Below are 16,031 nucleotides of genomic sequence, written 5' to 3' on the forward strand. Positions count from 1 at the left end.
TCGTCGGGAGCGCCTGGGCTCACACCTCCGTGGCGCATTAGTGTTTTCTGCGCGGGTGGTGCAGGTAGCAGAGGGGTGATCTGTGCTCGTGCGACCAAGATCTTCGTCATCTGATTCCTGCTTATATCGATTACGGCGCATGTGAGGCCTGTTATCTATGGTACGAATGAGTTACGCTCATCTACGTATTAAGTACGTACATTGTCACGGAGCGGGCCGGGCCGTTTGAGCCTTGCCACTCCCCTTTCGTTGGCCACCTCATCCGTCGAGGCAGTAGCCACGCCTCACTGCGAGGTGTCGCTTACCGTCTTCCTCAGTCCCGCACCAGTTTTGACGCTGAATACCGATGGCATCATATGCCCGCGCGCGGACTTCGCAGCTCCGACTATTGCGGGCAACCCCTAGGCCGGCGAGAGCAATATCTGGGCCAGGCGCGTTGTCGTTTCAACGCCGTCTTCGTAGCCGCCCTCCCCTTCGAGTGAGTTCATGATTGCCAAGGTGTAGCGCTGTTGTGGACCCGCGAAACCGACGCTGTTGACCACCCACCCGCCTTGCTCCTGTGACCATCCGTTCTTGTTGCCCGGAGACATTTCCGCACCCGCGCCCCACACGCCCCATTGTTGGTTTGAATCGAGGTGCTGCATCTCCGCGACAATCGCCGCGCTCTGCGCCGGCGGCAATTTGGTGAGTGTGTAGTTCATCAGTCGGTCGAGGTCGTCACTCGTCGATTTTTGGAAACCCCAGTAGGGATACGTTTCGCTGAACCCTTGTTGCGCCTGCAGACTGGTCAGTCCATAGGCGGGGAAATTGCGGTTGAACGCCATGTTGTCGGGTCCGCTGTAGCGCTTCCAGAGCGTATCGGCGGCGTCGCTGTCAGAGGAATGCATCATGTCGGCCATGAGTTGGCTGTCGGCCGGACTCAAACTGATTTGGCCAGCGCGCGCCCGCGTCAACAGATCCACCACCATCGCGAGTTTGATGGTGGACGCGGTCCATCTCATCGTGCCGGCGGCGTCGTTGCGGTGCGCCTGTCCAGTTGTGCGGTCGCGGAACACATAGCCGACGGTGCCAGGACGAGTGGTGAGGTAGGCCTCTGCCTGCGCAATACGCTGGACCATGTCCGCGTTCGCGACGGGCGTCGGGACGACGAGCAGCACCACCAGTGCGACAAGTCCAGTCGCTAGCGCCTTCACAGGTTCAGCTTCTCAGTCCCTTCCGCATGTTGGCCTAAGGCACGCCGCTGCCGACACCGCTTCCTACTGCTCGTCTACGTAGGTGTGGTCGACGAGCCTTATCGTGTCGGCCAGCAGTGGCCGCAATCCTCAAAAAGCGAGGCCGCTCACCAGGATGAAGATGCCCAGGCTGAGCAGAACGATGGGGAATAGCACGTGTTCCCAGCGTTCGAGGACGTCGGCGATCGGCTGGCGGGTAGCGACGAATCTGGCGGCGAGAACCAGCACTGCGACGAGGACGAGGAAGACGACACAGTAGGCCACTACCGCCGCGGGTACGACGTTGAGGAAGACGGGAACGTAGACGCCGATGTTGTCGCCGCCATTGGCGAAAGTAACTCCTGCGACAGCCCAAATACCGACGTTCTTGCCTGCGATCCCTCCATCGTTGTCATCTTCATCGTTGCCGCGCCGCGCTTCCCATGCCGCCCGCAGTCCCAGGGCTAAGGGGATAAGTCCGAAATAGGGGACCACTTCGGAAGGAAGGAATGCCCCTGCGCCGACCGTCACAAGTACCGCCGCACCCAGGATGCCCGCGAAACCTAGGTACTGGCCTGCGGTGATCCGTGCCGTTGTCCCGCGCTGCCCCGCGCCGCGCGCAAAGAACAGCGAGAGCACGATGATGTCGTCGACGTTGGTGGCGATGAACAAGCCGATTGCGGGCAGAACCGAAGACAGCATCATGTGCAAGTCGCGGTGTCTCCGGGATCGCGTGCACACCCGACGATCGACGCGACTACGAATGCCTCGGCGAGAGCGAAGGCGGATCTGCCGGCATTCACTGACCTGCGCCCACCGGCGCCGCGGAAATCCGGCTCACGGAGCGCTCCCCCGGCGCGGTGACCAGCACTGTGGCGCGGCCGGCCCGGACACCGTTGGCGATGACGACGATTTCGGCGACCTCATGGACCAGCACGACGGCGGCTAGGCCGAGAATGCCGAGCAGCGCCAGCGGAATCAATACAGCGATCAGTCCCAGTGATAGGCCGACGTTTTGCAGCATTATCCGGCGGGCCCGGCGCGCGTGGGTGAAAGTTTGCGGCAGGTGCCGTAGATCTTCGCCCATCAACGCCACGTCGGCGGTTTCGATGGCCACGTCGGTGCCCATCGCGCCCATGGCGATACCGAGGTCGGCGGTAGCCAGCGCGGGGGCGTCGTTGACGCCGTCGCCGACCATGGCGGTGGAGCGCTCGGCGCGCAGCGCTTCGATCAGCCGCGCTTTGTCCTCCGGCCGAAGTTCGGCGTGCACGGCGTCGATGCCGACGTCCTTGGCCAGTGCGGCCGCGGTTGCGTGGTTGTCGCCGGTGAGCATCGCGACGTGGTAGCCGTCGCGATGCAGTTGGGCGACGACGTCGGCGGCCTCGGGGCGCAGTTCGTCGCGCACGGCGATCGCTCCGATCACCCGCGCGTTGTCCTCGACGAGGACGGCGGTCGCGCCGGCCTGTTGCATGCGCGCCACATCGCTGGCCAGTGATCCGGCGTCGAGCCAGCCGGGGCGGCCCAGACGGATGGTGTGTCCGTCGCGGCGGCCGGTGAGCCCGGCGCCGGTCACGGCCGCCACATCAGTGGCTGGGATGACGTCATCGACGGCGGAAAGGATCGCCGCGGCCAACGGGTGTTCGCTGCGCGCTTCCAGGGCCGCCGCCAGGTCCAGAACCTGTTCGCGGGTGGCGCCGTCGGCGACGGCTACATCAATGACAGCGGGCCGGTTGGCGGTCAGGGTGCCGGTCTTGTCGAGAGCCACACCGCGGACGGCACCCATAGCCTCGAGTGCGGCGCCGCCCTTGACCAGGGCGCCAAGCTTGCTGGCGGCGCCGATCGCCGCGACCACGGTGACCGGCACCGAAATCGCCAAGGCGCACGGCGAGGCCGCGACCAGCACCACCAGCGCGCGTTCAATCCAGGTGGTCGGGTCACCGAGCAGGCTGCCGATCACCGCGATCAGCGTCGCGGCGATCATTACCCCGGGCACGAGGGGTTTGGCGATGCGATCGGCCAGGCGCTGCGAGGCGCCCTTTCGGGATTGTTCGGCCTCCACGATGCGCACGATGCGGGCCAGCGAGTTGTCCTCGGCGGTGGTGGTGACCTCGACCTCCAGCACGCCCGTGCCGTTGATCGACCCGGCGAACACCTCGGCACCGGGTCCTGCTTCGACGGGCACCGATTCACCGGTGATGGCCGAAACGTCCAGCGCGGTGCGCCCTTCGCGAATGACCCCGTCGGTGGCGATCCGCTCGCCTGGCTTGACCAGCATACGGTCGCCGACCCTTAATTCGCCTGATGCGACAACGGTTTCGGTGCCCTCACGCAGCACGGTGGCCTCATCGGGCACCAGCGACAGTAGTGCGCGTAGGCCGCGGCGGGTGCGCGCTAGGGAGTACTCCTCTAGGCCTTCGCTGATGGAGAACAGGAACGCCAGCATGGCGGCCTCGCCGACCTCGCCGAGGATGACCGCGCCCACGGCGGCGATGGTCATCAGCGTGCCGACGCCGATTTTGCCCTTGGCCAGCCGCTTGAGCGTGGAGGGGACGAAGGTGTAGGCGCCGACGACCAGGGCCAGCGCTTCTAGCGTGAGCACCACTGGGCGTGCGGCATCAGCGAACCCGGCGATCAAAGCGGCCAGCAGCAGCACCCCCGAAATGGCGGCGAACTGCAGTTCGCGCACTTGCCACAGGCGTTCGGGCTCGTGCTCCTCGGCCTGTTCGTCGGTGGTGGGTTCGTCGTGGCCGCAGCCGCACGCGTCGCTCATTTACTTCCCCTCGTCTTGGTCGTTGCCCCGGCGCGGATTCCGTAGGTGGGGCACAGCGCCACCTTGTTGCCGGTGGCGGCCAGCAGCGTCTCGGCCGAGGCCAGCAGATCCATCAGCTCCGGGCGGGTCAGCGAGTAGAACATTTGCCGCCCTTCGGGACGGCCGGTGACCAGGCCGCACTCGCGCAGACAGGCCAGGTGCGCCGACACGGTCGACTGCGCCGCTCCCAGCAGGCCGGTCAGATCCACCACGCGGGCTTCGCCTTCGGTGAGTCGCTCCAGGATCGCCAGCCGGGTCGGGTCGGACAGGCCGTGAAACAGCGCCACAGCCGGTGCCAGGTCTGTGGTGGGTCGCGTTGAGGATCCCCCCGTTGTCATCGCCATTCGACGATGATAGCGTGCGAGGTGCATCGATCGTCAAATTACGGTGATAGCGTTCACTGGCGCTGATTCGGGAGGCGGAGAAGATCCAGTAGGAAACGCACGCGGTGGTGGATCTTGGCGGGGTCGCTGATCGCGGGTTCGACATCACGATCATGAACGTGGCGTCTGCTCGACACACAACTTACCCGTTCTCGGGCCGAAAAGCGTTCGGTCACAACCCAATCAGTGGACCGAGCGGTGGGATGACTCGAACACCGTCGTCGATCGTAGAAAGGGGTGGCTGCGATGTTGATGAACCGGGCCGAGATCGGGCTGGTGAATTCGCCGCCGCGGCGCTGGCTGCAACGCATCTATGAGGTGCCGGTGCTGCTGCGGTTTGGCGGTCGCCTGCTGCCCGGCACACCAGCCTTGGAGATCGGGTGTGGGTCCGGATACGGCTTGGAGCTGATCTTGGAACGGTTCGGGGCGGGTACCGCGGACGCGGTGGATCTGGACCCGGCGATGATCCATCGCGCCGGCCGGCGCCTCGCCCGCTACGGGGATCGGGTCCGGCTGGCCCAGGGCAGCGCCACCGATCTGCGCACCGCACTGGATGCCGACGACGACAGCTACGGCGGGGTCTTCGATTTCGGGATCGTGCACCACATCCAGGACTGGCGAAAAGCCATCGCCGAAGTCGCCCGGGTGATCGCACCGGGTGGGCGGTTTTACTTCGAGGAGGTCACCTCGCACGCCCTGGCGCGCCCCATCTACCGGCGGCTGTTCGATCACCCCACCGACGACCGATTCAGCGCCGAACAGTTCCTCGATGAACTGGCCCACCACGGCCTGGTGGTGCTCGGATCGCTCACCCGAATCCAGGGTGATTACCTGCTCGGCGCTGCAACCAAGCCCGTGCCCACCGGGGGTGAGCGGTGATGGCGAATGCTGTGCTGGCCCTGTTCGCCGCCATGATGTTGGTGATGGGCGCCCTGCGCGCAGCGATTCAACGGCGCCACACCGGAGAGATCGGCACGCGGCGCTCGATGCGCCCTGACGGCTCCCTGGAGTGGTGGGCGCTGGCCGGAACCGACCTCGGTTGGCTGACTGTGGGGATCGGGGCACCCGTCGCCGACTTGGCCGGCATGTCGCCGCTGGCGATCTTGGATCATTCGATGCTGCGCGGGGTCGGTGTCGCGGTAGCAGTGCTCGGCATAGTCTTGGCCTTCGCCGCTCAAATGGCCATGGGCGCGTCCTGGCGGACCGGGATCGACGAGGCGGAACGCACGACTCTGGTAACCACCGGTGCCTTCCGGGTCGTTCGCAACCCGGTCTTCGCCGCCGCAACTGTCGCGTTTATCGGCCTGGCGCTCATGGTGCCCAACGCGGTGGCAGTCGCCGGGCTGGTGGTTTCCGTGATCGGCATAGAAGCACAGGTGCGCTTCGCCGAAGAGCCCTACCTACGCCGCGTCCACGGCGTGGCCTACACCAGCTACGCCTCCCGCGTGGGTCGCTTCCTACCCGGGATCGGACGCCTGCAACCCGAACACCAGTACCGGAGCTAACCGATGCGGGCGAAATGGAGCGATCCGTTGCGTTACTCACCGCGCCGTGATCGCGGGCTGCGGCCCACAAAAGTAGCCGCCAAAAGTGCTGCGTCACAACCGAATCACTCTGGCGCTTGTTGGCGGTCGAACACCGCCGGCACAAGGATGCTCGAGGAGGTGGCACCGAATGATGCTCGAGGATCTCGCGGCCTGCTGCGAATAGCGCGCATGTCCGCCGTGGGCTTGCGGGTATGAGCGCTGCTGAGCCCGTGGCGGGTGATTCATCGGTTCAGATGCGCCGCCAGACATCAGCGCATCTGAGGGATGATGGAGGGACGATCAGGTGACTGAATCGGAAAGTGTCGAGGCGACGTTCGCGTTCGTCGATCTGTCTGGGTTCAGCGTCCTGACTGAAATGTGCGGTGATGAACAGGCGGCCAGTCTGGCCGGCCGCCTGCTTGCCGTGACCCGTGACTCGCTATGGCCGGGCGTCACCATCGTCAAGACGATGGGTGATGCGGTCATGCTGCGCTCCAGCAAGCCCGAGCAGATGGTGGCGACCATCCTGCAGCTTGCTGACCGGGCCGCCGATGAGGACGGCTTCCTTGCACTGCGGGCTGGCATTCACCACGGCAGCGCGGTGCACCGCGACAACGACTACTTCGGACACGGCGTGAATGTGGCCGCCCGCATCACGGCGCTGGCCGGCGCCGGGCAGGCTGTGGTCACCGACAATGTTCGTCAGGCCTGCGCGCAGCTTGGTCTATCGCCAGATCCATTGGGCGCCAAGAAACTCCGCAACATTGCGACACCGATGGAGGTGTACGCGGTGTGCCTGCCGGCGGCTCGCTACCCAACCGACCCGGTGTGCCGCGTGCGGGTCGACCCTGGCACGGCGGCCAGCCATCTGCGTCACGCCGATCGTGACTGGTGGTTCTGCTCACCAGAGTGCGCTCAACGATTCGCCGCCGCACCAGCGCAATACGCGAGTGTCGACACAGTCAGCGATCACCAGCAGCGTGGGATTCCCCGGGACTGAGCGCCAATCCGGCTCACCTGGCGCCGTGGCTCAGATCGATTGGCGCTGTTGTCTTTCAGCTGCGGCGTGGGTCTGCGCCCATGCGTTGTAACCGCCGATCAGGTCGCTCACGCGTCCGAATCCGTCGGCCCGCATCATGGAGGCGGCCACACTGGATCTCCAGCCGCCGGCGCAGTGCACCACGATCGGCTTGTCACCGGCAATGTGCGCCAGTTGGGTGCGCAGTTGTGCCAGCGGGATGTGCACCGCGCCAGGTATCGTCCCGGCTTCGCGTTCGCTGGGATTGCGGATGTCGATCACCGTCACCGCATGCGCAACCCGCAGGCGGTCGAGCTCAGCGACATCGATTCGCGGTGCGGGTTGAACAAGGTCGGTCAGCTCGGCGGGGAAATTTCCGTCATGCGCGACGGTGAGATAGCCGATCACGTTGTCGGAGCCGACTCGGGCCAGCCGCATGGCCGCCAGCTGCTCCTCACCGGGATAGGTGACCAGCGCGATGGTCGCACCCACCTCGGCAACCATGCCGCCGGTCTCGGCGAAGCGGCCGTCGAAACCGACGTTGACCGATCCGCGGAGATGACCGGCAGCGAAGTCGTCTACCGACCGGGCATCCACCACGCGGACACCGGCCGCCAGAGCGGACCGCAGCTGGGCCGCGGTCAGTTCGGGGATGTTGCGGTGCTGATCCAGCAGTGGATGCACGCGTTTGTTCATCGCGGCGTCAACCGAGAAATAGGCGGGCGCCGCCGGCTGGCCGTGGGTGATCAGCTCCACGAATTCGGCCTCGGTCATCGGCTGCGCCGACGGGTTGGTGCGGCGCTGCACACCGATGGTTGAGGTGAGTTCAGCAGAGAGGTTCTTGCCGCACGACGACCCGGCGCCGTGGGCCGGCATCACCGTGACGTGGTCGGGCAGCCTTAGCAGCCGGTCGTGGATGGTTCGATACATCGCCCGAGCCAGGTCGGTAGTTGAGCCATCACCAAGGTTGGCCAGGTCCGGGCGGCCCACATCGCCGATGAACAGCGCGTCGCCGGTCAGCACCGCGACCGGGTCGACCCCGGCACGTTCACGCACCAGGACGCTGATCGATTCCCAGGTGTGCCCGGGGGTGGAGAGGATCTCCAGGTCGACCTCACCGAGCGAGAGGTGCTGCCCGTCAGACAACCGGCGGATCGGGTAGTCGGTCTGGGCGGCCGCGCCGAAGCCGATCCACGCCCCGGTGGCCTGCACCAATTCCAGGTGACCGGAGACGAAGTCGGCGTGAAAGTGGGTGTTGATTACGCCTTCGATTGTCAAACCGTGTTTGGCGGCGTCGTCGAGGTATTCGGTGATGTCGCGGCGCGGGTCGACAACGACTGCGCGCCCGGTGGTTTCGTCGCCGACCAGATACGACGCGTGCGACAGGCACTCGATGTAGTACTGCTCCAGAATCATCCGTCCGTCCTCCTATGTCCCGCGGATACGCAGAAACCCGTGCGGTCTCAGCCGATACCCCTGGCGCATTCCGGCGTCATCCGATGTATACCCAGGGGGGTATCAACTACTATAGCCCGCATACCCCCCGAGGTATTCCGGAGATGGCGCGGTTCGGTCCCGGCCCCGACAGACAGGACGACACGAGATGTTGAACAAGGCGAGGTTCGAATCTGCCGCGATGAGGTCGCCATGATGGCGTTGACCGTCGCCTTGGCCGTGTTGGTCGGGGTCGCGCTGGGGCTGCTGGGCGGGGGCGGCGCGATCCTGACCGTCCCGCTGCTGGCCTATGTCGGGGGCCTGGACGCCACGCAGGCGATCGCAAGTTCGCTTCTGGTGATCGCGGTCACCAGCGCGGTCGGCGCGATCGCCCATGTGCGGGCCGGGCGGGTGCGGTGGGGCGTCGCGCTGCCGTTCGGCGCGGCGGCCATGACCGGGGCCGTGGGCGGCGGTCTGCTAGCCCGCTTCATTCCCGGGACCGCACTGCTGATCGCATTCGCGGTGATCATGCTCGCCGCCGGGGGTGCGATGCTGCGCGGCCGCAGCAACACCCATGCGTGCGACGCGGTCCGGCGCGTGGCCATGGTCAAGATGGCCGTGCTGGGTGTTGCCGTCGGCGCGGTCAGCGGGCTGGTCGGCGCGGGTGGCGGCTTCCTGTTGGTGCCTGCGCTGGCCGTGCTGACCGGGCTCCCGATGCCCGCCGCGGTCGGCACCTCCCTGGTGGTGATCGCGATGCAATCGTTCGCCGGTCTGACGGGGCATCTGGCCAGCGGACAGGTCTACTGGCCAATGGCCGCTGTGGTCACCGCCGCCGCCGTTGTGGGCGCTCTGATCGGCGCACGCTTTACCGGCGCGGTCGATCCCGATGCGTTGCGCACGGTCTTCGGCTGGTTCGTTCTGGTGATGGCGTCGGTGCTCCTCGCGCAGGAGACAACCCTGGCTGTCGGTGCCGCGTCTGCAGCCCTGATCATGATCGGCGTCGGCACTTATGTCACCTGCCGTCGAACCGCCTACTGTCCCCTGCGGCGGCTCATCCCTCGCGTGCACCCAGCCGCCGCGGCCTGACCAGGCGAAGGCACCGGGAAGAATACCCCCACGGGTAATGTTGACCTGCTCGAAACCGCAGAAGGGAAACCGCGATGGTTGGCGACGAAGACAGCATTGCCGCCGTATTGAATCGGCTGCGGCGCGCTCAAGGACAGCTCGCCGGTGTGATCTCGATGATCGAGCAGGGACGCGAGTGCAAAGACGTCGTCACCCAACTCGCCGCCGTCTCACGCGCCCTGGACCGGGCGGGTTTCAAGATCGTCGCGACCGGTCTGCGCGAATGCATCACCGGAGACAGCACCGAGGGTGTCGAGCCGATGACCGAAGCCGAACTGGAGAAGTTGTTCCTCGCGCTAGCATGACCGGTCGCTGTCGGCGGAATGATGCTGAACGCCTCAGGTACAAGTTGTCGTGTGGTGCTCGCTCGAATTCCGCATCACGGGGTTCAGCGGACAACCCGCAAATTTGAGTTTGCCTCGCTTGCGAGAGGTTTGCCGGACGCCATCACCATGACTGTCACGAAATCGAACAGCAGCGCTCTGCCCGCGCCGGCCGTCGCTATCGCCGTAGCGTTGACGGCCGGGACGTTGGCCGTGGGCTATTGGGCGCTCGGGCTGGCGACCATGATCATCTTCACCGCCGGGTTCGTCGGGGGCTTACTCCTATGGCTGGTGCGGCCGGATGGCGGCACCTGGACCGACATTCGCGCGCCATACTGGATCGCGTTGACACTGTTTGTGATTCACCGCGTCGAAGAGAAGCAGATGAAATTCTTCGCCTTCCTGGCGGAGGTCACAGGGGTGCCCACTCCCGCGGTGACGTCAGTTCCCGTGGTCTTGCTGGTCGTCGTTTCGGCTGGCGCCTGGCTGCTGGTGCCGGTCCTCATGCACCGTCGGCGACCAATTGCCCGCTATCTCGCATGGACGTTCTTTGCCTCGATGGGCCTGACCGAGTTGGCGCACTTCCTGGTGTTTCCGTGGCTCGATCCCACCGGCGCCGGCTACGTGCCCGGAATGTGGAGCGTGATCGCGCTCGCTCCAGCCGCCTGGTGGGGAATGTGGCGTCTCGCTCGAGCGCCATCCATCACCTAAGGCGACCGTGCAAACGGTAACGCACGGCGCTGCTGCTTTGTCGTCGGTCAGCTGTGCGCCAGCGGGCACGCCGCAGATCTACGGTGTTGCTACGTATATAGTCACGGGAGATGCATATTTTCACGTCCGTTCCGATGCGCCGCTACAGTGCGCGGCCGCCCCATCGCCCAACGGACGCTCTCTGACAGAAGGACGTACTCAGATGGCACCCATCACACGTATTCTGCTGACCGCGTTTGCAGTCATCACCGTGATCATCGGGGCCGGCGTCTACCTCTCGGTCCAGAATAAGGACACGCCCGCCGCAGCGCAGGCCGGAGGCGGCGAGGTAGGTCAATTGGTCCGGGACAACAGCCGCCGCCTCAACAACGCCCCGGACAGCGATGTCACCCTTGTCGAGTTTCTCGACTTCGAATGCGAGGCGTGCCGCGCAGCATTCCCGATGGTCGAGCAGGCGCGATCCCAGTACGGGGACCGCGTCAACTTCGTCATCCGCTACTTCCCCATTCCGTCTCACTTCAACGCCGAGCGAGCAGCACGTGCGGTCGAGTCAGCCGCCCAGCAGGGCAAGTTCGAGCCGATGTACAAGAAGATGTATGAAACCCAGAGCCAGTGGGGTGAACAGCGGACTCCGGCCGACTCCACCTTCCGCAGCTTCGCCACCGAACTGGGACTCGACATGGCCGCGTTCGACGCCGCATACGACGATCCCGCCACGCTCGAGCGCGTCAACGTGGACGTCGCCGACGGTCAGGCCCTCGGCGTCCAGGGCACCCCGACCTTCTTCCTCAACGGAAACGAAGTGGAATTCAGAAGCTACGACGACTTGTCGGCCGCGGTTGAGAAAGCCTTGAAGGAGCAGCCGTAAAGGATGGGCGGGTATGCCCTCTTGCGGTACGTGGCCACCTTCACGCGTCAATGGTCGGCGCACGTAGGTTGTCCGTTCGCAGGCAACCGGTACGCTTTGCGGCGACGATTGCGATGACCGTCAACATCGCCACAGCACTACTGACTGAGACGATTACACCGCCCATTCTCTGGTCGCTCAGAAGGTTCGTCTGCCAGTTCAGCCTCAGTGAACGGTAGAAGTTGCCACCAAGGACAGCCTGCATCTGCACCACCACAATGCCTGCGACCACGAACTGGGACAGCGCGAACAACGTCATTGCGACTCGACGCTGCTTGGACATCGGCCCTGGCATTGGCCCCGCGCCGCTGACGGCACCGAAGAACAGCGTGCCACTGAACAGGAAAAAGCCGATCGTCGCCATGTGCGCGGCATGGTCGCTCATTGCGACGTCGTAGACGCCCGCAATGCATAGGCCGTAGACGCCCACCATGAGTATCGCCAGCGCCGTCCACGGTTGGGTGAGTAGGCGCGTCATCGGTGCGGCCACGACGCTCTGAACCCATTCGCGTGGGCCGGGAGCAGAATTCGGCTCAGCTGCCTTCAGCGCCTTGAGTGCCAGCGTCACAGGCGCGCCCTGGACGAGCAGCGCCGGCACCGCGATGGTGAGCAGCAATTGAACGATGGCGTGCATGCTGTACATCGCCGCCATGTACATGCCCAGTCCCGACGAGGTAGCGAATAGCATTGTGATACAACCGATCAGCCAACATATGGTGCGTCGCTTCGACCACGGGTCCCCACGGCGGGCCAGCCGGTACACCGCAGCGAGGTAGATGCTTGCCATGACGACCGCTGCTGTACCGAAGATGAGGTCGAATCGCCAATCGGTAAACACTGCAGCAATCGTTGGCGACTCGGAAAGGTCGAATCCGAGCGCAACCTCAGCTGGCGAGGGCTCGCTTCTCGTCGGAGGCGGCGGAGTGCGACCAAGCCCGACCGCGACTCCGACCGCGATGCCGAACAGGGCAGCCTCGCCGAGCGCGAGCCGCAGGAGCGGTCGACGTGCGGTCGAATCATGCTGCAGCGCAACGATTGCCGAACGCCGTTGGCGCCAGCCAAGAACACCGAGACTAACAAGCGCCGCCACCTTCGCCAGAATCAAGAGTCCATAGGTACTGGTCCAGAGGTTCGTCAGGTCGATCCGCACCGCGGCATTGATGAGCCCACTGACAGCCATCGCAACGAAGCATCCAAGCGCCAGTCGCGAGAATCGTCGAGCGGCGAGGTCGGTGTAACTGCCACGGCGCAGCGCGTGTACGACCAGCGCGAGCAGTCCACCGGCCCACAACGACCCGGCAACCAGATGGATGAGCAGGCTGTTGGTCGCAATATCGTGTGAACCGCCCGTGGAAGAGTGCCCCGTCACGGCGACCGGCACCAAAGTCACCAGCCCCCCGATCAATAGGCCAGGTGTCCACGACCACCGCAACACCGTCAGACTCGCCACGGCGACGACTGCGGCCAGGATGAAGGTGGTGCGCCACGCCGCAGTGGTTTCGACAAGGCCGGCCGCCGACCAAACATCCAGCGGTGTCAGCTCAGCTAAGGGCACCCCCGACACATCGGAGACGGTCAGCGCCACCAATAGCGCAGCGCACATCGCCCACACCACACAAGCGACAGCGCCGACCCGCACCGCGCGGTACCCATCAACGTCGAGCACTCCACCGGTTTGTGGCGGCACGAGGAAGGCGGCGAACAAGAAGTGCCCGATCGTCACTATCGCAGCGATCTCACCGGCGCCGCGCAGGAAGGGCAGCCCGTAGGCAGTGATCGGCCCAGGATCTCTGAGTCCTGTTACCTCAAGCGCGTCGTCCAACATGAGGGCGCCGATCGCGCCGGCGGTCACGCCCGCCACCAATGCGACACCGAGCAACACCGGCCACACCACCCGGCGACGCCCACCGGCAACGGAAGTCGCCGTCACGTCTTGCGCTCCGTCAGCGCAGAAGGCCGCTCACGCACCGTCATATCGGAAGTGTGGTGTTGCTGACGAAGACATCGCGCACCCACGTCACCACCTCATTCCACAATCCGGTCAGCAAGGCGATGCCGACGACGACGAGGAGCACGCCACCAAAAATCTGAATTCGCCGCGTGTTTCGACGAAGCCAGCCCAACGCCTTAACTGCGCGCCCGGATGCGATTGCCAACAGCACAAACGGGCTGCCCAACCCGAGACAGTAGGCGACTACAAGCAAAACGCCACGAAACACAGTTGGCCCCTCGGTGGCAGAGGCCACTGCTATGACCCCCGTAAGCGTCGGACCCAAACAAGGAGTCCAGCCGAGCCCGAAGACCGCCCCAAGCAGCGGTGCACCCCCGAGCGTTGACAACGACTTCGGCGCCAAACGCGCTTCCCGTTGCAGTGCAGGGATGACACCCATAAACACCAGACCCATCAAGATCGTGATGACCCCACCAAGGCGTTGCAACCACAACCCGTTACTGATCACCGTCGACGTCAGGCCCAGGATCGCGACAGAACCCATCAGGAACACCGACGTGAAGCCAGCCACGAACAAACCCGCGGCGCCAGCGACCCGCAAGTGCGCACTGACTTGCCGGTGGGCACGTGCCTCGTCGTCGACGCCAACAATGGCCGCCAAATAGGACAGATACCCGGGTACGAGCGGAACGACGCACGGCGATGCAAATGACACCAGCCCCGCCAGCACCGAGACAAGCACGGCCAACAGCACATGTCCAGACGTCGCGATCTCCGTGAAACTAGTCACGGCGTTTCAGACTCTTCCATCCACCTGTCCTGAACTCCCACATCTACTACGTAGGTCAGCAGTCACGCTATGCGCTGCACCATCATCTACTATGCAACTACGTAGCAACTCGGCGGCCGTCGACGTCCTCTAACGCATTGACGGCGACCAGTGGATGGGAGAAGACCTGTATGCGGTGTCCGCCGCTAACGCCAGTCGTCGCGATATTGACATCGTTCTTCGCGGCGATGACGCTCCTGGCCGCGCCGTCAGCCTCCGCCCAACCACCAGTACCCGTGCCTACGCCCGGCGACCCTATGGGGATCCCAGTACCGACGTCGTCGAACCCTTTCGTGCCGTCCCTCGGGTCGGCACCGGCGACTGCAGACCCACCCGCCGGCCAGAATCCGGCACCGTACCTCGGCCCGCCAGTATTCGCGCCACCCACGTTCAACCCGGTGAACGGCTCAACCGTTGGCGTCGCCAAGCCCATCATCGTCAACTTCCAACGGCCGATCGCCGACCGACCGTTAGCCGAACAAGCCGTCCACGTCTCGTCGAACCCCCCGGTTCCGGGCAAGTTCTACTGGATGAGCGCGACTCAACTCAGGTGGCGCCCGATCGACTTCTGGCCCGCCAACACCACGGTGACCGTCGACGCGGGCGGAACTAAGTCGAGCTTTCGCACCGGTGACGCGTTGGTGGCGACCATCGATAACGCAACCCTCCAAATGGAGGTGATGCGCAACGGCGTGCTCGAGAAGACCATTCCCGTGTCTCTAGGTAAGCCGGGCTATGAAACACCCAACGGCACCTACTACGTGCTCGAGAAGTTCGCCGACATGGTGATGGACTCCTCGACCTACGGCGTGCCCATCAACTCCGCCGAGGGCTACAAGCTCAAAGTCAAGGACGCGGTGCGCATCAACAACGCGGGCATCTTCGTTCACGGCGCACCCTGGTCGGTGGCGGACCAAGGCAAACGGAACGTCAGCCACGGCTGTCCCAACCTCAGTCCAGCCAACGCCCAGTGGTTCTACGACACGTTTGGTAGCGGCGACCCGGTCGTGGTCAAGAACTCCGTCGGCGTGTACGACGAGAACGACGGTGCGCAGGACTGGCAGATCTGATACGGGCACAACGGGTCCCGAGTCTCCCGAGCCGGTGGCCGCTCCTCGGTGCCCGGAGGCTAGGTGGTGTCACCGTCGATGCGCTGAGCAAATTGCTGCATGCAGGCGGTCGAACAGAACCGGTACGACGTACCCGCATGCGTGATCGTCAATTCTCGGACGCCCGTCGCGACGTGCATCCGACAGACAGGATCCACATGCTCGCGGTGATGGGTACCGATGTCGAGAGCAAATGCACCAATAGGCGATCCGACGTTGCGCAGCGTCAGTGATCCCAACGCGGTCATCGCCGCGATATCGGCTGCCGGAAGCGCCGACGCGACACCGTCATTGACGACGATCTGCCCGGCCTGCGCGAGGCTAGCGAGCCTCGCCGCGGTGTTGACCGTCGAACCGAAGACGTCTCCGCGTCGCTTCACCACGGGGCCAGCGGCGATGCCGGCCCGCAACATCGGAAAGCCTTGGACGCGCCTGATCTCGGCGGTGAGTCTTCGGAGGAAAGTCACTGCCGTAGCCGGGTTCTCACACACCACCAGCACCGCATCGCCGATTGTCTTGATGACCTCGTCGGCGGGACCGAGAACCCGTGTGGCTGAGGCGGCGAATGTTTCTGCCAGCTGTGCAGCGCTGTGATCGCCGTGGGTTTCGGTGAACGCGGTGAAGCCAGACATGTCGACGAAGACGACGGCTGCTTCCAAATCGGCGTGCTCGAAGTTCGCTGCTGCACTCAACAT

At 64.8% G+C, this 16,031-nt stretch carries 16 protein-coding genes; 8 read left to right on the forward strand and 8 right to left on the reverse strand.

The window, feature by feature from the left end; genetic code table 11:
- Positions 1–401: 401 nt before the first annotated feature.
- The 4 genes from H7J93_RS28540 to H7J93_RS28555 all read right to left on the reverse strand — a co-directional run bounded on the left by H7J93_RS28540 (position 402) and on the right by H7J93_RS28555 (position 4,364).
- Positions 402–1,163 (reverse strand): serine hydrolase, encoded by a 762-nt coding sequence (locus H7J93_RS28540; protein ID WP_267309668.1) that lies wholly within the window; start codon positions 1,161–1,163, stop codon positions 402–404.
- Between the two features lie 159 nt (positions 1,164–1,322).
- Positions 1,323–1,916 carry a cadmium resistance transporter gene (locus H7J93_RS28545; RefSeq protein ID WP_267309669.1) on the reverse strand — a complete coding sequence of 198 codons (594 nt, stop codon included), beginning with the start codon at positions 1,914–1,916 and terminating at the stop codon, positions 1,323–1,325.
- Between the two features lie 94 nt (positions 1,917–2,010).
- Complete coding sequence (locus tag H7J93_RS28550) at positions 2,011–3,981, reverse strand: heavy metal translocating P-type ATPase (protein WP_083406465.1); 1,971 nt, start codon at positions 3,979–3,981, stop codon at positions 2,011–2,013.
- Positions 3,978–4,364 carry an ArsR/SmtB family transcription factor gene (locus H7J93_RS28555; protein ID WP_083997715.1) on the reverse strand — a complete coding sequence of 129 codons (387 nt, stop codon included), beginning with the start codon at positions 4,362–4,364 and terminating at the stop codon, positions 3,978–3,980. The genes H7J93_RS28550 and H7J93_RS28555 overlap by 4 nt, the downstream gene beginning before the upstream one ends.
- 285 nt (positions 4,365–4,649) lie before the next feature.
- On the opposite strand from H7J93_RS28555, the gene H7J93_RS28560 reads away from it, so the two are divergent.
- The 3 genes from H7J93_RS28560 (at position 4,650) to H7J93_RS29340 (ending at position 6,929) form a co-directional block, all read left to right on the forward strand.
- Complete coding sequence (locus tag H7J93_RS28560) at positions 4,650–5,282, forward strand: class I SAM-dependent methyltransferase (protein WP_267309632.1); 633 nt, start codon at positions 4,650–4,652, stop codon at positions 5,280–5,282.
- Positions 5,282–5,908: a methyltransferase family protein gene (locus H7J93_RS28565; RefSeq protein ID WP_083997716.1), complete on the forward strand. Its 627-nt coding sequence runs from the start codon at positions 5,282–5,284 to the stop codon at positions 5,906–5,908. Before H7J93_RS28560 ends, H7J93_RS28565 begins: the two co-directional genes overlap by 1 nt.
- Positions 5,909–6,233: 325 nt before the next feature.
- Positions 6,234–6,929 (forward strand): adenylate/guanylate cyclase domain-containing protein, encoded by a 696-nt coding sequence (locus H7J93_RS29340; protein ID WP_267309633.1) that lies wholly within the window; start codon positions 6,234–6,236, stop codon positions 6,927–6,929.
- Between the two features lie 30 nt (positions 6,930–6,959).
- Here the strand turns inward: H7J93_RS29340 and H7J93_RS28575 are convergent, their stop codons facing one another.
- Positions 6,960–8,363 (reverse strand): MBL fold metallo-hydrolase, encoded by a 1,404-nt coding sequence (locus H7J93_RS28575; protein WP_267309634.1) that lies wholly within the window; start codon positions 8,361–8,363, stop codon positions 6,960–6,962.
- A gap of 231 nt (positions 8,364–8,594) precedes the next feature.
- On the opposite strand from H7J93_RS28575, the gene H7J93_RS28580 reads away from it, so the two are divergent.
- From H7J93_RS28580 to H7J93_RS28595, 4 genes are all read left to right on the forward strand, one after another.
- Complete coding sequence (locus H7J93_RS28580; RefSeq protein ID WP_267309635.1) at positions 8,595–9,467, forward strand: sulfite exporter TauE/SafE family protein; 873 nt, start codon at positions 8,595–8,597, stop codon at positions 9,465–9,467.
- A 74-nt stretch (positions 9,468–9,541) separates the two neighbouring features.
- The gene (locus H7J93_RS28585; RefSeq protein WP_066811056.1) at positions 9,542–9,811 is read left to right on the forward strand and encodes a metal-sensitive transcriptional regulator; all 270 of its coding nucleotides are present in this window, start codon (positions 9,542–9,544) and stop codon (positions 9,809–9,811) included.
- Between the two features lie 147 nt (positions 9,812–9,958).
- Positions 9,959–10,540 carry a hypothetical protein gene (locus tag H7J93_RS28590; protein WP_267309636.1) on the forward strand — a complete coding sequence of 194 codons (582 nt, stop codon included), beginning with the start codon at positions 9,959–9,961 and terminating at the stop codon, positions 10,538–10,540.
- A 202-nt stretch (positions 10,541–10,742) separates the two neighbouring features.
- Positions 10,743–11,408: a DsbA family protein gene (locus H7J93_RS28595; RefSeq protein WP_267309637.1), complete on the forward strand. Its 666-nt coding sequence runs from the start codon at positions 10,743–10,745 to the stop codon at positions 11,406–11,408.
- A gap of 40 nt (positions 11,409–11,448) precedes the next feature.
- Here H7J93_RS28595 and H7J93_RS28600 read toward each other — a convergent pair whose 3' ends face one another.
- Positions 11,449–13,377 (reverse strand): bifunctional copper resistance protein CopD/cytochrome c oxidase assembly protein, encoded by a 1,929-nt coding sequence (locus H7J93_RS28600; RefSeq protein WP_267309638.1) that lies wholly within the window; start codon positions 13,375–13,377, stop codon positions 11,449–11,451.
- 40 nt (positions 13,378–13,417) lie between these two features.
- Positions 13,418–14,188 carry a cytochrome c biogenesis CcdA family protein gene (locus H7J93_RS28605; protein WP_267309639.1) on the reverse strand — a complete coding sequence of 257 codons (771 nt, stop codon included), beginning with the start codon at positions 14,186–14,188 and terminating at the stop codon, positions 13,418–13,420.
- 170 nt (positions 14,189–14,358) lie between these two features.
- Between H7J93_RS28605 and H7J93_RS28610 the strand changes: the two genes are divergently transcribed.
- Complete coding sequence (locus H7J93_RS28610; protein ID WP_267309640.1) at positions 14,359–15,297, forward strand: L,D-transpeptidase; 939 nt, start codon at positions 14,359–14,361, stop codon at positions 15,295–15,297.
- A 59-nt stretch (positions 15,298–15,356) separates the two neighbouring features.
- Here the strand turns inward: H7J93_RS28610 and H7J93_RS28615 are convergent, their stop codons facing one another.
- Positions 15,357–16,031, reverse strand: a complete 675-nt coding sequence (locus H7J93_RS28615) for an adenylate/guanylate cyclase domain-containing protein (RefSeq protein WP_267309641.1) — start codon at positions 16,029–16,031, stop codon at positions 15,357–15,359.

Origin of the sequence: Mycobacterium barrassiae, from assembly GCF_025822765.1 — a bacterium.
Classification (GTDB): Bacteria; Actinomycetota; Actinomycetes; order Mycobacteriales; family Mycobacteriaceae; genus Mycobacterium; species Mycobacterium barrassiae.